Origin of the sequence: Shewanella sp. MTB7 (genome assembly GCF_027571385.1) — a bacterium.
Classification (GTDB): Bacteria; Pseudomonadota; Gammaproteobacteria; order Enterobacterales; family Shewanellaceae; genus Shewanella.
On the sequence record NZ_CP085636.1, the window covers coordinates 4,708,525 to 4,724,754 of the forward strand.

At 42.8% G+C, this 16,230-nt stretch carries 11 protein-coding genes and 1 pseudogene; 2 read left to right on the forward strand and 10 right to left on the reverse strand.

Going from position 1 to position 16,230, the window contains the following annotated elements:
- Positions 1-27 precede the first annotated feature (27 nt).
- From HWQ47_RS20395 to HWQ47_RS20420, 6 genes and pseudogenes are all read right to left on the reverse strand, one after another.
- Positions 28-564, reverse strand: coding sequence for a pilus assembly FimT family protein (locus tag HWQ47_RS20395; RefSeq protein WP_269967858.1), 537 nt, complete (start codon positions 562-564; stop codon positions 28-30).
- Positions 565-860: 296 nt separating this feature from the next.
- Positions 861-1,526, reverse strand: coding sequence for a hypothetical protein (locus HWQ47_RS20400; protein ID WP_269967859.1), 666 nt, complete (start codon positions 1,524-1,526; stop codon positions 861-863).
- A 768-nt stretch (positions 1,527-2,294) separates the two neighbouring features.
- On the reverse strand, positions 2,295-3,311 hold the full coding sequence (locus HWQ47_RS20405) for an IS110 family transposase (protein WP_269967860.1): 1,017 nt from the start codon (positions 3,309-3,311) through the stop codon (positions 2,295-2,297).
- A 573-nt stretch (positions 3,312-3,884) separates the two neighbouring features.
- Positions 3,885-5,116 (reverse strand): annotated as a pseudogene (locus tag HWQ47_RS20410) (ISL3 family transposase).
- Positions 5,117-5,916: 800 nt separating this feature from the next.
- Entirely contained in the window at positions 5,917-6,738 is an 822-nt protein-coding gene (gene bla, locus HWQ47_RS20415) for a subclass B1 metallo-beta-lactamase (RefSeq protein ID WP_269967861.1), read from the reverse strand.
- Positions 6,739-6,829: 91 nt separating this feature from the next.
- The gene (locus HWQ47_RS20420) at positions 6,830-7,012 is read right to left on the reverse strand and encodes a hypothetical protein (RefSeq protein WP_269967862.1); all 183 of its coding nucleotides are present in this window, start codon (positions 7,010-7,012) and stop codon (positions 6,830-6,832) included.
- Between the two features lie 266 nt (positions 7,013-7,278).
- On the opposite strand from HWQ47_RS20420, the gene HWQ47_RS20425 reads away from it, so the two are divergent.
- Complete coding sequence (locus tag HWQ47_RS20425) at positions 7,279-7,560, forward strand: hypothetical protein (protein WP_269967863.1); 282 nt, start codon at positions 7,279-7,281, stop codon at positions 7,558-7,560.
- A gap of 44 nt (positions 7,561-7,604) precedes the next feature.
- On the opposite strand, the gene HWQ47_RS20430 is transcribed toward HWQ47_RS20425, so the two are convergent.
- The 4 genes from HWQ47_RS20430 to HWQ47_RS20445 form a co-directional block, all read right to left on the reverse strand.
- Entirely contained in the window at positions 7,605-8,879 is a 1,275-nt protein-coding gene (locus tag HWQ47_RS20430; RefSeq protein ID WP_269967864.1) for a glutamate-5-semialdehyde dehydrogenase, read from the reverse strand.
- 51 nt (positions 8,880-8,930) lie between these two features.
- A complete protein-coding gene (proB, locus tag HWQ47_RS20435) occupies positions 8,931-10,049 on the reverse strand; it encodes a glutamate 5-kinase (RefSeq protein WP_269971810.1) in 1,119 nt (372 codons plus the stop codon).
- Positions 10,050-10,271: 222 nt separating this feature from the next.
- On the reverse strand, positions 10,272-11,561 hold the full coding sequence (locus HWQ47_RS20440) for an NCS2 family permease (protein WP_269967865.1): 1,290 nt from the start codon (positions 11,559-11,561) through the stop codon (positions 10,272-10,274).
- A gap of 1,242 nt (positions 11,562-12,803) precedes the next feature.
- The gene (locus HWQ47_RS20445; RefSeq protein ID WP_269967866.1) at positions 12,804-14,342 is read right to left on the reverse strand and encodes a M17 family metallopeptidase; all 1,539 of its coding nucleotides are present in this window, start codon (positions 14,340-14,342) and stop codon (positions 12,804-12,806) included.
- Between the two features lie 354 nt (positions 14,343-14,696).
- On the opposite strand from HWQ47_RS20445, the gene HWQ47_RS20450 reads away from it, so the two are divergent.
- Positions 14,697-16,157: an aminoacyl-histidine dipeptidase gene (locus HWQ47_RS20450; protein WP_269967867.1), complete on the forward strand. Its 1,461-nt coding sequence runs from the start codon at positions 14,697-14,699 to the stop codon at positions 16,155-16,157.
- The last annotated feature ends 73 nt before the right edge of the window (positions 16,158-16,230 follow it).

Consider the following 16,230-nt stretch of genomic DNA (forward strand, 5'->3'; position numbering starts at 1 on the left):
CTTTACTCTGAATACAAAAAGCACCATTTAGCAGTCACTATGTTTGACGGTAATGATTGGTTCTGTGGTATTGATGACATTTTCGTAACGAATATGGCAGTTAAAGCTGACACTTTTATCGTTAAGATCTTCAGAAAAAAAGATATAAATGTAGTTGTTGGCAATGGATTTATCAATAAAGAAAGGCGCTGCGTTGTTATCAAGCTCAATAGCAGTAAGTGATACTGAATCGATATCAAGCCAGGCTTGGACTTGACGATTAAGCTCATCGAAACTGTCGTTGCCATCGACTATTGGGTAGCCGTTGTAAAGAGGGATCAATACGCCAGCTTGCTCAATACTACCAGCACCTATATTTTCTCCTTCAATAACAGCCTTACTGTGGACCATACTTAGACCACTTTTCATGGCTGCAGCGATACCGTCTAAGACAGCAACTTTACTATCAGCATTGAAATTAACAAATTTAGGTAAAGCGATAACAGCTAAGATCCCGAGCACAATGATTACCACGACCATTTCTATTAGCGTAAACCCGTTTTTTTGTACTGAGGTAAAAGTCATTATGCGTCCGTACTTAAATTAGCATTAACGTCACCTAAACAGTTTATAGTGAAAGAAGTCAATTAACTGATTGAACTTCCACCCGCTATTTTCCGGGCCCTATCGAGTCTACAACCACGTGCAGTTCGGTGAAGGAGAGTAGATTAACACATTGCTGTAAACCGCCAAAGTGTCCGGTCAATAGCCATACTTACGCAACGTCACTTTGCCACATTAACGTAACACCTAAACTACGGATACAGAAAAGCCCATCGAAATGGGCTTTCATTAGCTATAAATATGTTTCTATCAACAGATTAAAAGTGCTCAACTTCGATCTGACCAACACCAACATTTACACTGAGGTGACCAAACCCTGTATCATCTTGGTTATAGTAAGCTTGTCTGACGAAGTTACGGTCGATGGCAACAGCATGACCATCATCTTCAACACTCACCTCACCGACACCGGATTCAAGCGAGACAGAGCTATAGATAATGCTATGTTTAATTTGTGCATGACCGACACCTAAGTCGATATCAACATCACTTTCCATGTTGTTGACTTCCACCTGCCCCACACCAACATTGAGTGTTACCGCGGCCTCTCGAGGTAGGTAGATTTTCCACACTTGCTTAACATCATCTTGATCATTCAATTTTAGTGTAATTTGCTTAGATGCTTGATCGATGTCTAACTCAACATCATCAAGTTCTGAACTGCTCCAGAGTGAAAACCAACTGCTATCGGAGTGAGATACCACCACTTCAACTCGTATCTCCTGCTCATCGATCGCAAACACCTCCGCCGACCCTACATCCATATCTAATAACACTTGCTGACCATCACAGGCAAAAGTCTGGCTCAAGCTTCTATCTGCGTCAGCTTGAACAGGCATGATTGCCAAAGTAGAGAATGCTGCAGACATCACCAACATGCTACTAAGGGTTGCTGTGGCTATTTTTTTTATTAGCATCATCATAATAGGGTCATCCTGTGATTTAAAATCCTGATATGAACGAGATAAAGCAAGAGCTAAGCCAAGATTATATTCTTATTATATTTCATACAATTAAGTAAACTTAGTTAATTGGTTAGGTGAGAGTTTCGAAACTTGGTGGTGGATTAGACTAATGCTTGGTGGATCTTACTAATGGGTTGGCTACTTGTCAGATAACAAGTTCTGGACACTTGTTAAATAACAAGTGATGAAGTCTCTTTGTGGTTGGTTTCATTTGGCAAGTATCTATATTGGTTTGTTTACTGAGAACCATACCCTCAATGGTATTTATTGCTTGCAGCAGGCCTTATGTGTAAATACTTCTATGACACGGCGCAAGTATATCTGACCTACATGGATAGTAGGAAATGCAGAAAAATGTCTGGAACATTTTCTGCCCTGTGGGCTCTACCGTGACATCCTTGTCACGGAAGGTCACAGCCACATTCACACCTGATTGTTTATCTCTTCGATTGAACTTGTTGGTTGTAGCTCGTTTCTGGACAGAATGTATGGTACGCCCCGTTATTGCAAATAATAAAGCAAGATAACAGGAGTTGGTTTGCGCTAATGTATTCAGAGTCTATTGAGACCTTCATTAGTCCCAGCTCTACGATGAGATCCGCGCCAGATTGTCCTCAAAAACGAGAAAGCATATTAATTGCTGTTCTGTCCATCAGGTCTTCAATCTGGTGGTCTAACCGTTTTGTCATCTATTTTTATCATCTGCAAACTCGGTAGTAACTCGATTTAAACTCTTAACTCAAACGCTTTCTGGCTTGTCATTACTGACCAAGCTATACGCGCTAATTTATTTGCTAATGCGACAACCGCAACATTGAACGGTTTCCTCATTCTTAACTCTGTTAACCAATGACCAAAATACCGTTCAGATGTCTCAGGCCTTGACACAATGACTCGTGCGGCATCAACAAACAATTCTCGCAGTTCTTTATTACCCCGTTTAGAAATGCCAAGCATTCTTGTCTTTCCCCCTGTGGAGTATTGAAACGGAACCAGACCAATCCAAGCAGCAAAATTTCGGCCATTCTTAAAATCTGATGCGTTCCCTACATTTGATAAGCAACAAGCAGCTGTCATTGGCCCTACACCAGGTATTGACTGTAGTAACTGCATTAATGGGTTTTCATTAAGTAACAACTGCAATTTCTTATCTTGTTTTTTTATTAATTCGTTCAGATGTTTGTAGTATTCATGTAACTCCTGCAACTCGACCATCAATGTTAAAGGGATCGGTTCACCTTTATCTGCTAGCCATTGGAACAGCTTTTTCATATGGGCATGGCCTCTAGGAAAGCTCATACCAAACTCAAGCAACATAGAGCCAATTCTATTCATGCTGGCAGTTCTTTCTTTGATGTAGCCCGAACGTATACGACGAATGACAGTGGCGACTTGTGCGGTTTCACTTTTTGGTGATGTGAATCTCATGCTGGGCCTCATTGCCGCTTCAGCAATGGCATCTGCATCAATGAAGTCATTTTTGTGAGTTTTAACGTAAGGTTTTACATATTGAGCGGGGATCAATTTAACTTGATGACCATATGACTCACATTTTCTAGCAAGCCAATGGCAGCCACCACAGGCTTCCATTGCAATGATGGTTGGCTCTTGAATGGATAAAAATTGAATCAGCCTCGGTCTGGTTAATTTCTTACGAAGCACTTCCCTCCCGGCATAGTCATGAGCAATAAGATGAAATGTGCTTTTACCTAAATCAATCCCTATAACGCGAAAGTTAGACATGATGATCACCTCTTATTTGTTAACCAGACAAACTGGAGTTTAACACTAGGTTGGGGCGTACCATCTTATTAACTTGCTGACTTGCCTAATAGCAAGTTTCAAATATCTTTTTAGCTTGGGTTCATTTAGCTAAATTAGTATTTGGTTATTGCCAGATAGGCATAGCTTCGTTGATATCTATTGCTTGCAGAATGTGCTGTTTATGGATATACGAATGTCGTGATCACACGGATGTGAACGAACGACCCTTATGTGTAAATACTTCTATGACACGGTGAGTGAAGCATAGCTTCAAGCTAACGAACGAGAAGCATGGATGCTGAACTGGCATTAAGATAGGGATATCGTTGCAAGCTCAATCCTTATAGCCTCTACGACAGCGTCCATGCTGTCGAAGGTCATAGCCGCATTCACACCTGATTTTTTATCTCTTCGATTTAGGTTTTGTACGACAAAGTCCCTTGGTGATCACACTCAGAGATTGAGTGATTCTAGGAAGGTTTTGGACATAAACGTGTCAGAGTTAAAGTTCTTAAAGTAATGAGTCTCATTAGGTAAGGGGCTCTTCTCCGCTTAGGTGAGCTTGATATTTGGATAAAAGGTTGAATGGGTATCAGGGACTGATGTTTGTCTGATCTTGAGTTTGAAGTATTCAATGTCTCGTATCCCTCTAGCTCTTCGCCTGAGTAAACCAATAGAGACATTCCCCGCTTCAACTCGAGCGTTGGTTAATCTATATTTTGCGTAATTGCAGACACCAATTTTTTTATCCAATAGTGCGTCTGCATAATTACACAAGGACAATATCCTCGTTGACCTAGCAAGACCGCACCAAGCTTCAAGTGCCTTAACCATCGACGTGTAACACGGTTCATCCCATATCGCTTGTAACTGCTCTTTCAGCATATAAACAATGCAGAGAGTCTTGTTACTCTCGAGTAAATCACCAAGCCTATCTGACTGCCTTTCATCCAACTTATGGGCGTTTTTTAGCAAGAGAAATAACGTTCCTTTGAGCATCTTTTTATCTTCATGAGAACCATTTCGAAAGGCTTTGGCGCGTTCTTTTTTGATGAGTAAACAGTAGTTTTGCATCACATGAAATCGGTCGAAAACGATATCTGCGTTAGGGAGCATTTTCCTTACTGCCGATTGATAAGGCTGACCCATATCCATTGAAACCGCTTTAATACCGTCTCTTGTAGTTGTTGAGAGTTGCTCGAAGAACGAAATAAGGATTGCTGCTTTTCTACCGTGTTCGACCCAAATTAAATGACCAGAAACCAAATCGTATACAACGGTCATGTAGTCATGCCTTTTGGCTCTGGCTACTTCATCAACGCCAATATGGATTAAGTTGTTAAGCTTCGCTGGCTCCAAGCCTGGCAGAGTTGAATGTAGATATTCCTTATCAATGTTCTTTACCGTCTCCCAGCGAATACCTAAATGTTGAGAGACTGCGTGAATGCTCATGTATCGGCACAATCCACTAATGAACCGACAGAAGCGAATGGTATATCGCGCTCCTTTTGCAACGTATTCAGTCGCCTCAATTAACCTTCTTCCGTCTTTATCTCTGGTCTGAGCGAGTTTGACTTCGATGCTACAAGGACGTTCACTAACAGGTAGATCGTGTACCCGTCTTCTTACATAGTGATCAACTGTACATCGCCTTTCAGTTCTTGGTTCTTAAACCGTCCGTCTCGGCGGCATCGTACAAGAACAGAGTGAGAGCCTTGTTCTATAGAAAAGGACTGTACACATTGCCCTTTAAAGCTAAATAGGGTGGATGATAATGATGGCAAGGTATATTCGCTTATTCACAAATAAGAAAGTGTTGTAAATAATAATGTTATTTATGATCTTTGATATGAATAGACTCACCTAAGCGGAGAAGAGCCGCAAAAGTAGGCCAACAGGCTCTTCACAACTCTTTCCTGATTATTGCCTTTAACTAATAAAGGGGCATTTCCGTGTTAGTACAGAGTCCGAAAAACTTTAATCGAAGAGATAGATAAACGGGTGTAGGTGCGGCTGCGAGCTTCCAAAACATGGCCGGAAATGTTTCCTTCATTTCTAGGCATTTCCCACATCCTTGTGGGTCTGATGTTTTGGTAGAGCCCACAAGGACGTGCTTGCGGCGTCTCGTAGAAGTAACTACACATAAGCCTGCGGCAGGCAATGGATAGCAGTGAAGGCAAGATCTTCAATAATCAGCCCCAATTCCAACTTAGCCAAATGAACCAAATCAGAAAATGTATTCAGTCTTCATTCGAAGGCTAGCCAACTTTTGGGCATTTTTGTGCTAGCTAAAGAGCCAATAGGACTTTAATCGAAGGAAAAACAACCAAGTGTAGATGTAGCTGTGGACGTTGATGGCATGGCCGAAAATGTTCCCTTCATTTCTCGGCATTCCCCACATCCTTGTGGATCAGATGCCATCGTCGAGCTTACATGGATGACTCTTTTGAAATCAAGAGCAGCGTGTCACAGTAGTCGCTGCACGTACCCCGCTGGAGGCGATAGATAATAATGAAGGTGCGACCTTCAGCAACCGACCCAATACCAGCTAAATCAAAAGTTAAACATAAAATGTAACCTAGCTTTATTCGAAACTGGCAACCCCTTTTGTGACAGACAAACTATGATCTAATATCGATTGGCCATGAGCTCCCTCCCCATGTCCAGGGAAGATAAACTCAACTTGGGGGAACTCTGCTTTGACTTTATTGATACTGTGATACCAGTTTGCTAAATCCGCATCACCCGTCCAGCCAAGGTTATTCACGTTTTTGTCTTTCAATAAGCAACCACCAATAATGACTTTCTCTTCAGGTAACCAAACCACTAGATTGTCCATGCTATGGCCAGAACCTGGGTAGAAAGCTTCAATTTGGCCTTTAAGCAGCTCAAATTTATCTCCTGAAAAGCTGTGATTCGATGTCGGTTTCTTATCCTTAACTAATAGCAGATTGGTCATCTTCGATGCATAAGTGGCAAAACCACGTTTATCAAGATAACCCAAGCCTCCGGCTCTATCCTGATGGTAATGAGTAACAATAGTTCCCTTAAGCTGCAGCTGTTGTATCTCTAACCAGCGCATCAGATCTGGCATATCCGATTCGCTCCATGGGGTATCGATAAAGTAAGCATCGTGTTTGTCGAGATAGATAAATGAATTGGAATCAAAGGTCATCGCAGGTTTATCTTCGGAAAATTTGACCTCTTTGTAAGACTTAACCAGAAACAGAGTTGGTGATACCTCACTTATCTTAATCACCTCAGACGTCCATTGTGATGCATTAGATTCCGGTAACTCATTAGCTGAGCTTATATTCACTCCGGTCAATAACATGAGCACACCAGTAGCAAATGAAAAAGCTGAAAAACGGTACGCAGAAATCATTAAGCTTAGGTATTTCGTCATTGCATAACCCTGTTAATAGAATTGCTCTGAATATACAGGGCAATTGAGGCAAAAATCTAGCAAGATAATGACAATCTACAACTAGAGACTGCTAGCCATTCACCAATGAAAACATATAATCTTCGAGTTGAGGCAAGCTGGTAATATTCACCGCGCCACTGCCTGCCCACAATGATTGGTATTGAGGTAGATCATGGCGTTTTGCATGCTCTCGAATCGCTTTAGTGGCGTAATGCTGTAATGGATAAATCGGTGACTCGCTAAGTTTGAGCATGGCCAGTTCGTTAGCGATGCCACGGGCTTGGCTGCCGGTAATACTCGATGTTTAAATTCCTTTTCATCGTTGAGGAAACATCAAAAACAGTTAACTGACTTCGCTAACAAAGACCAGCCATCAAAGAATTCAATAACTTGTCATTTCACATAACGACTAAGTAAGAATGATGAATTGTAATTAATTCGCCATTACATCTCGATTAAAATAAAATCACTTAATGTTCATCTTCTACTCTACATCGCGAGTAGCCTCAGGAATAGCACATGAGTAAAAAACCAAATAGAAAAAGTGCGATGCTGCAGATAATTGAGCAAGTTAAGGATGAATTTCCTCTTTATGAATCAGATACTTTTGCCTGCGGCCCAGATAACAGCTGCCAAGGCTGCCCTAAAAAGCTGCTTGAGTTAGTCGATACCGAACTGACCTATTGGGAATCTGCAATCGCAAGAGGGGTAACCCCTGATTTCGATGAGATCACCCGCTTTGGTAAGTTATGCAAGAATGTGCGTCGCGGCTTGGTTCGCAATAACGTATTAAAGGCTTAAAAAGGAAGCTAATCAGCTTCCTTTTTTTAGTATAGATAGGCCAATTAACCCCTTACGGTGTATTCCCCAACACCAATCCACTTATAGGTGGTTAACGCCTCTAATCCCATTGGCCCTCGAGCATGCAGTTTTTGTGTGCTTACTGCCACCTCAGCTCCCAACCCAAACTGACCACCATCGGTGAAGCGAGTACTGGCATTAACGTACACGGCCGCAGAGTCCACCTGATTAATAAAATGAGCTGATGCGTGAATATTGTCGGTCAATATCCCCTCCGAGTGCCCGCTTGAGTAAGTGCGAATATGATCAATGGCGACATCGATATTTGCGACTAGCTTGATCCCTAATGTCAGCGATAGCCACTCTTGACCGAACGTTTCATCGGTTGCAAGTAAGATAGCTACGCCCAGTTTATCCGCAATCGCTTTTGTCTGCTCACAACCATAAAAACTCACGCCTTGTGCGCCGAGATTTGAAAAAAGTTGCGGCAACAATGTTTCAGCCAATGACTCGTGTACAAGCACGGTATCCAGCGCGTTACAGACCGTTGGACGTTGCACTTTAGCATTGGCTATCACATCAATTGACTTTGCAATATCAACATCTTTATCAGCATAAAGATGGCAGATCCCTATCCCACCAAGAATCACCGGGATCGTCGCTTGTTCAGCACACAAACGCTGTAAATTTTGACCACCACGAGGCACTATCATATCGACAAACTGATCCAGCTTTAGCAAGCCGGAAACCAAAGCTCTATCCGGACTTTTAATTAACTGGACACTGTTCGCATCCAAGCCTTGATCGGCAACAGCACTACGGATAGCTTCACTGAGCGCTAAATTAGATTGCAAAGTCTCTTTGCCACCACGCAAAATCACGGCATTCCCGGTTTTAAGTGCCAGTACGGCAATATCCACAGTCACATTTGGACGCGCTTCATAGATAACACCAACCACACCCAATGGCACACGACGACGTGATAATCGCAGACCATTATCTAATAATTGGCTCTCTAATTCTGTACCAACGGGATCGGCTAAGCTAATGACATTATCAATATCACTGATCACACCTTTTAAGCGAGATTCATCTAGTAACAATCTGTCTATCATGGCTTCATTAAGACCACTTTCACGCGCAGCCGCCACATCTTTACAGTTTGCTGCTAGTATTTCTTGGCTTCTGGCAGTTAAGCTTACAGCAATCGCCGATAATAATGCCTGCTTTTGAGTGCCGGTTAAATTGGCCAACGCATAACTTGCCTGTTTAGCATTTTGACCCAGCGTTTGCAGATATCGTTCATTATTTTCAATCACGTCACATCACCCTAAATGTTTTAAAAGACCTAGAACCCAGTTTTCTTCGTTTTAAAGTACGACCATATCATTACGATGTACAATAGCATCACCATAGTCATATCCCAGCAATGACTCTATATCATCCGAGTGCTTTCCTGCGATTTTATTCAGATCAGCTGCACTATAGCGGCTAATACCACGAGCATATTCACGGCCTTCATTATCGATGAGTTGCAACGTTGTACCACGATCGAATTCACCAACTACAGATATAATCCCTTTAGAAAGCAGACTGCGGCCTTTTTGTGTCACCGCATTGATGGCCCCCATATCGAGCACCAATTTACCTTTAGTTAACTGCCCCGCTAAAATCCACTGTTTGCGGCTCTCTAACGGATTTTCAAGTGCAGTAAAATGAGTACCAACGTCCTCTTTACATACTGCATTGAGTATCACTTGTGTGCGTTGACCCGATGCGATCACAACCTCAATACCTGCGCGTCTGGCAATATCAGCAGCTTCAAGTTTAGTCGCCATACCGCCAGTACCTAGACCAGAAACAGCACCACCAGCAAGCTGGCGTAAACTATCATCAATATTGACCACTTGCTTAATAAGTTTTGCTTCGGGATTTGAACGAGGATCGGAATCAAACAAGCCAAGTTGATCCGTTAATAGTATTAAAAGATCAGCATGACAAAGCAGTGCGGCACGCGCCGATAGATTGTCATTATCACCCACCTTAATTTCATTGGTGGCCACGGCATCGTTTTCATTAATAATAGGAATGATGCCGTTCTTTAGCAGTGCATTGAGTGAATCTCGCGCGTTTAAGTAGCGCTCCCGGTCATGGAGATCGGCTTTGGTCAACAATAACTGGCCTACGTGTAAACCGTAAATACTAAAGAGTTGAGACCAAGCTAAGATAAGTTGACTCTGACCAACTGCCGCCAAAAGTTGTTTATTAGCCACAGTATCGGGAAGTTTCGGGTAACCAAGATGTTCACGCCCAGCTGCAATTGCACCTGAAGTACACAAAACAACCTCAACTCCCGCTTTCATTAGTACAGACATCTGTCTCGCTAACTCAACCATATGCGCTTTATCCAGCTTTTTACTGCCGGAGGTTAGTACACTCGTTCCCAACTTGACCACCACACGGCGGTAACCAATCTCACTTAAGTTCATGTTCAAAATAGTCAATAAAGCCGAACTTAGCGTTATACCCAATCCTGAGCCTAAATGGTAGCGGTGAGTGTAAAAGAAAGGGCTTTTTACTAAAACAATAAAGATATGGCAATAAAAAGGCCACATAGAGCGTGACCTTTAACCTATCCGTACACATATTTGATGATCAATCAAAACCAGCAGTATTATTTCTATTTAATCTCTATTCTAAAAAATGATCGGTTAACCGTACATAAATTTCGCAATGAACAGAGCTGCGAGTATGACGACTCCGGCATTGAGATCTTTGTAACGTCCACTCATTAATTTGATCATGGCATAAGAGATAAAGCCAAACGCAATTCCTGTTGCAATAGAGAATGTCAGCGGCATCAAGATGCAAACTACAACAACCGGTGCCGCCTCAGTTAAATCTTCCCAGGCAACATGTACTAACCCTGACATCATTAAGATTGCCACGTAAAATAACGTCCCAGCCGTGGCATAAACTGGCACCATTGCGGCTAACGGCGAAATAAATAGTGACAATAAAAATAGTATACCCACCACCACAGCCGTAAGCCCGGTACGACCACCAGCACTCACACCCACCGTACTTTCAATGTAACTGGTGGTCGTTGAAGTGCCTAACATGGCACCTGTGATAGTTGCGCTACTGTCGGCCATTAAGGCACGGTTTAATCTTGGTAAGCGTCCCTTGTCATCTAAGAAGCCTCCCCTTTGCGCAACTGCGACCAAAGTGCCTGACGTATCGAACAGATCGACAAAAAGAAAGGCAAATACCACTGATAGCATGCTGATCTCAAGTACACTTGAAAGATCCATCTTCATAAACGTCGGCAAAATAGAGGGAGGCAGTGAAACAACACCTTGATATTGCACGTCGCCAAAGAGAAAACCGAGTAGTGTAATCGCGAGAATGCTCACAATCACCGCTGACTTCATTCCTCTCTGCACCATCGAGATAATTAAAAAAAAGCCTAGTATGGCCATCACAGCAGGAAAGGCTGTGATATCCCCCATGGTCACTAATGTCACGGGACTTGCCACTACAATACCCGCACTCTTTAATCCAATCAAAGCCAAAAATAACCCAATGCCAGCTGCAATGCCTAAACGCAATGACATAGGAATACTATTAACGATCCACTCTCGAATTCTAATAAGGGAAAGAATTAAAAAGCAGATCCCTGATAAAAAGACGGCACCCAATGCCGTCTCCCAGCTATAGCCCATCTCTCCTACAACGGTATAAGTAAAAAAGGCATTTAAACCCATACCAGGAGCAAGTGCTATCGGGTAGTTTGCGACTAACCCCATAATTAAACAGCCAACTGCCGCAGCCAAACAAGTCGCAACAAACACTGCACCATGATCCATTCCTGCATCAGCAAGCATCATTGGATTAACAAAAATAATATATGCCATCGTCAGAAAGGTAGTAAGACCTGCCACCAACTCTTGCTTTATACTGGTTTGATTTTGTTTAAGTTTAAATATTTTATCCAACATGAAATGGATCCTTGTTTAGTCTTTCTATATCGTCACTCGTAAACAGATAGAAGCAAACTGACTGTGGAATTAATAGATGCAATCCGCGCTACAAAAAATTAACATCCATGAGATTATAGGCGGTTTAAGAGAACCAGACTAGTCAGAGCAAATGCGTTAGTAAGCCAAGAAGTGTAAATTGCAGGTAAAAAAAAGCCTGCTCAATGAGCAGGCAAAGACTAATTTCAAGTGTTCCTTAAAGGAAAGAGTTTCCGCGCTAACAGTTACACTGGCAATTCGATAATTTATGTTATCAAACCACGACTTGAGTCTACACTCCCCTAAGGGGATAAAGGGTCTATGGATGGTAACTAACTTCCTATAGCTCAATGAAGAGCATCTAGTAGGGGCAGTAAACCCTAACAATCGTTACAGCAATCGCTAAAAGGAGGGTTAAGCCTTAAAGCTTCATGGCGAATAATCCGCCACGTAATGAATCAGTACAAAACCAAGTGTTCTGCCAATAAGTGTGCTGAATTCCGGTATAAGACATAATCAATACTCCTAACAAAGTTATCAAAACTTGTCGCTCGATTCCTTGGAGAATTATCCTTCCTGGATAGACTAAATAGTTGAAGGCATCATTGCCTAACCAACGAGATAACTATACCCATTTGGTAAGTTTATTACAAGAGTTTTCTTACAAAAAGCACAAACCTATCAAAATATCGGCCCCATCTGTAATTTTGCAACAGAATGAGCATAGTTAATGATGAGTTTTCATCCATAGACAAAACAATAATTGGTAAGATAGTCAGAATTTAAAGGCAAAAAAAAGCCTGCTCAATGAGCAGGCAAAGACTAATTTCAAGTATCCTTAAAGGAAAGAGTTTCCGCGCTAACAGTTACACATGCATATCATTTAGAAAGCTAAACAACATACAACTTGAGTCTAAACATCCCAAAAGGGATAAAGGTTGATGGATGATAGAGACTACTTAAAGGGGTAGTCAACCCTGAAATTCATGAAAGGTAAACCTTTCTGGTTAGCACAACGTCCACGCAGTGCTAAACCGAAGAAAGGAGTATAGGCTTGCGTAATTTAATTACAAGTAATTTTTGATTTTTATTGAAAACTAGTCAAATATGGTAAATTTACTACCTAATTGTATGTATTGTACGTCATCCACCAATCGGCTTTTGGATTGAATCCCATAAGTACTCTTACTTTCCCTAACTAAAGATTAAGTAAGAGTCTATTCTCTACCTCTTCTCAGTCATGTACTTATACAAACCAACCAAAGGAGTGGCTGTAGGCTTACCGTAATATGGATGACCTTCTGTAGCACTTCCTGCTATATCTACATGAGTAAAAGCCATTGGCTTTGCGGAATGAACGCCATGTTCACTCAAGCCAGAGGCCTTCAGTAGAAAAGCGGCTGGGTATTGATGTCCTCGAGCAGTCACAGACGAAGGACCATTGTTTGAGGATATAATATCTGCGGCACCCGATGGATCAACAATTTTGGCATAGTCTTCACGTCGTAATACAGATTGCTCTATCGGCTCCCCCCAAGCTTGGCCTTGAGCCGCAATACTGGCAGCAACCCCCGCCTGTTTAGCTACACTGTTTTCAACCGTAGCGGTGTAGCCACCAAAACAGCGCACCACATGACCCGTTAAGGTTGCCACAGAAAACAGCTCTGGTTTAATCGCCTTGTCGGCCTTAATCCGCAGATGAGACAGCAGATCTGCCAATACTAAACGCCCTTCAGCATCGGTGTTACCGATACGTACTCGTACACCTGCATGGCTGGTTATAATTTCATCCGTCACAAAGGCTTCACTGCCGATACTGTTTCTGACTAAACCAAGCTCAGAGACAACCCGAATACCTTTGGGTTTTAGCATAGACAGCGTTTTCATTAAACCAGCAACCGCAGCAGCCCCACCTTTATCTCGGCTCATACCAGCCATGCCACCAGCAACCTTAATGTCGACTCCACCAGTATCATAAATAACCCCCTTGCCAGCAAAGAAGTAAGTGCGCTCGATATCGCCCTCCCCCACATACTCAAGTTTGACGACCCGTGGTTGATGACGAAAAACGGCAAATGATGAACGACCCACGGCACTCAATAAAGGATAATCACGCTCTAATACATCTCTGGCTTCAATAACGCTGACCTTAAGACCTGAGTCTTGAAATTCCGCCACACAATAATCGGCAAATGCGGCAGCCGACATACGCTCAGGCTCAGTACCACACAAATCTCTGGCGAGAACACGACCCGCTTCAAGGGCGTTCAGACTGTTGCTCATATCAGATGAGAACAGTAAACCTATTGCATCAAAAGCAGCGATATCTCCTTTGGCTTCACGCGCCTCAAGTGACTGCCATAATTCCTGACCGCATGCGAGAGCTGCAACCTCACCACCAAATTCATATCTAGCATCGCTGTCTTTAATTACCAATAACAGTGGACGCTTTGCACCTATCTGCTTAGCTAACGTTATGCCAGCCCTTGCTGCATCGGCAAATACTCTGACATCTTCGACATCATCTTGGCTGTTTAATACCGGTGACAGAATCAAACGTCCTCCCGCCAAACCCGGTGCAAACAGCAAGGTGGCAAACTTACCAACACGATTATCGACTTTGGCACCGTGGTCGGCCAATAAAGATACCTCATCTAAGCCTGTTTGCATGATATCAGTGGCGACAACAACGAGTGCATCCCAGCCACCACCTTCAAAAATCGCATCTTCATCACGTACATCAATAAAGTTAACCTGAGCCATATGTCATCCTTTTGCTTATAAAAACTGACCTAAATAAAAAGAGGAGGTAAGAGTTTTATTGTTTGCTTTAATTTTATTATTTAGCAAACAATATGCCTTTTACTCAAGCCAATGCCAACCTATTTTGCTTATAAAACACTGCTTGGAAACATTCTATGACAGCTACCGCAATAACAAGCTAAAGAGAGTGAATAGCCCCTCAAAAGTACACAATACTCTGTGATAGACTATGCGCATTTCTAACCTCGCACGCCCAATCAATCTCAATATATGCGTTTCAGCCCCTGATAGGCGGCCTGAACAGAGCAGAGGTTTAGTCGTTTGGGTTTACACATTATAAAAGGGGAACTATCCGTGACTGCAATAAGCCAATTACAACCTCAAGCCCTATGGCAGTGGTTTGACCAAATCTGTGCAATACCGCATCCTTCAAAGCATGAGCAAGCATTAAGTGCGCACATTCAAGCTTGGGCCAAGGATAAGCAGCTCGATATAGTTGAAGACAAGGTCGGCAATCTCATCATCAAAAAACCGGCCACACTAGGCATGGAAAACCGTAAAGTCGTTGCCTTGCAAGCACATATTGATATGGTGCCGCAGAAGAATGCTGACACTAACCATGATTTCGAAAAAGACCCGATTATTCCTTATATCGACGGTGAATGGGTCAAGGCAACCGGCACAACCTTAGGTTCCGATAATGGCATAGGCATGGCATCAGCTTTAGCTATTTTAGGCTCAGATGATATCGCTCATGGGCCACTTGAAGTTTTACTTACTATAGATGAAGAAGCTGGCATGACAGGGGCATTCGGCCTCGAAGCTGGTTATCTCGATGCAGAGGTTTTAATCAATACCGATTCAGAGCAGGAGGGTGAGATCTACATGGGCTGCGCCGGTGGCGTTGATGCACAGTTCAGTGTTCCTATGGTATGGCAATCTCCAGAGCAGTCAAATTCGACATATACCCTGACGTTGTCAGGTTTAAAAGGCGGTCATTCCGGTGTGAATATTCACCTTGGACGGGGTAACGCCAATAAGTTGCTTGCCCGTTTTCTGTTTAATTATGCTGATGAGCTAGCAATAGAGCTAACCAACTTCACTGGTGGCTCGTTGCGTAATGCAATACCACGTGAAGCAAATGTCAGCTTTATGTTACCTGGTGAGAATGTCCCACAGCTTGAAGCTTTGATGATTGAGTATCAGAGTTTAATTCGTCAAGAACTCGCCATCACAGATCCACTGATGCTACTCGAGCTAACCGAGATACCAGCAGCCACTCAAGTGATGAGTGAAGATGCCCAAAACATGCTTATTGATCTGCTTAACGCTTGTCCAAATGGCGTTATTCGCATGAGTGATGAAGTTATCGGGGTCACTGAAACGTCACTGAATGTGGGCGTGATTAACACTGAAAATGAGAGTGTTGAGGTTATTTGTTTAATCCGTTCACTACTCGACTCGGGCCGTGAAGAAGTTGAAGGTGTATTGACATCATTGGCTAACTTAGCGGGTATAGAGATCGAGCTAAGCGGCGCCTACCCAGGTTGGAAGCCTGACAGTAGCTCTCCGGTAATGGCACTTGTGCGTGAAACCTATGATGACATCTACAACAAAGAGCCTGTTATCATGGTGATACATGCGGGTCTGGAGTGTGGTCTGTTTAAGAAACCCTACCCAGAGATGGACATGGTGTCTATCGGTCCGACCATTCGTTACCCACACAGCCCAGATGAAAAAGTATTGATAAAAACCGTGGAACAGTATTACAAACTACTGTTAGCAGTACTGGAACGTATTCCAGAGAAAGGATAACTAAATAAAGGTTCGAGGTCCTAGGAACTCGATAAATGCTTCTTAAGGCCCTAGTTCTAGAACCTAGGGCCTT

Bases quoted from the DNA above. Each gene is read 5' to 3' on its own strand.
- HWQ47_RS20445 (WP_269967866.1), bottom strand. From the start codon at position 14,342: ATGGCTCAGGTTAACTTTATTGATGTACGTGATGAAGATGCGATTTTT.
- HWQ47_RS20420 (WP_269967862.1), bottom strand. From the start codon at position 7,012: ATGCTCAAACTTAGCGAGTCACCGATTTATCCATTACAGCATTACGCC.
- HWQ47_RS20400 (WP_269967859.1), bottom strand. From the start codon at position 1,526: ATGATGATGCTAATAAAAAAAATAGCCACAGCAACCCTTAGTAGCATG.
- bla (WP_269967861.1), bottom strand. From the start codon at position 6,738: ATGACGAAATACCTAAGCTTAATGATTTCTGCGTACCGTTTTTCAGCT.
- HWQ47_RS20395 (WP_269967858.1), bottom strand. From the start codon at position 564: ATGACTTTTACCTCAGTACAAAAAAACGGGTTTACGCTAATAGAAATG.
- HWQ47_RS20425 (WP_269967863.1), top strand. From the start codon at position 7,279: ATGAGTAAAAAACCAAATAGAAAAAGTGCGATGCTGCAGATAATTGAG.
- proB (WP_269971810.1), bottom strand. From the start codon at position 10,049: ATGAACTTAAGTGAGATTGGTTACCGCCGTGTGGTGGTCAAGTTGGGA.
- HWQ47_RS20440 (WP_269967865.1), bottom strand. From the start codon at position 11,561: ATGTTGGATAAAATATTTAAACTTAAACAAAATCAAACCAGTATAAAG.
- HWQ47_RS20405 (WP_269967860.1), bottom strand. From the start codon at position 3,311: ATGTCTAACTTTCGCGTTATAGGGATTGATTTAGGTAAAAGCACATTT.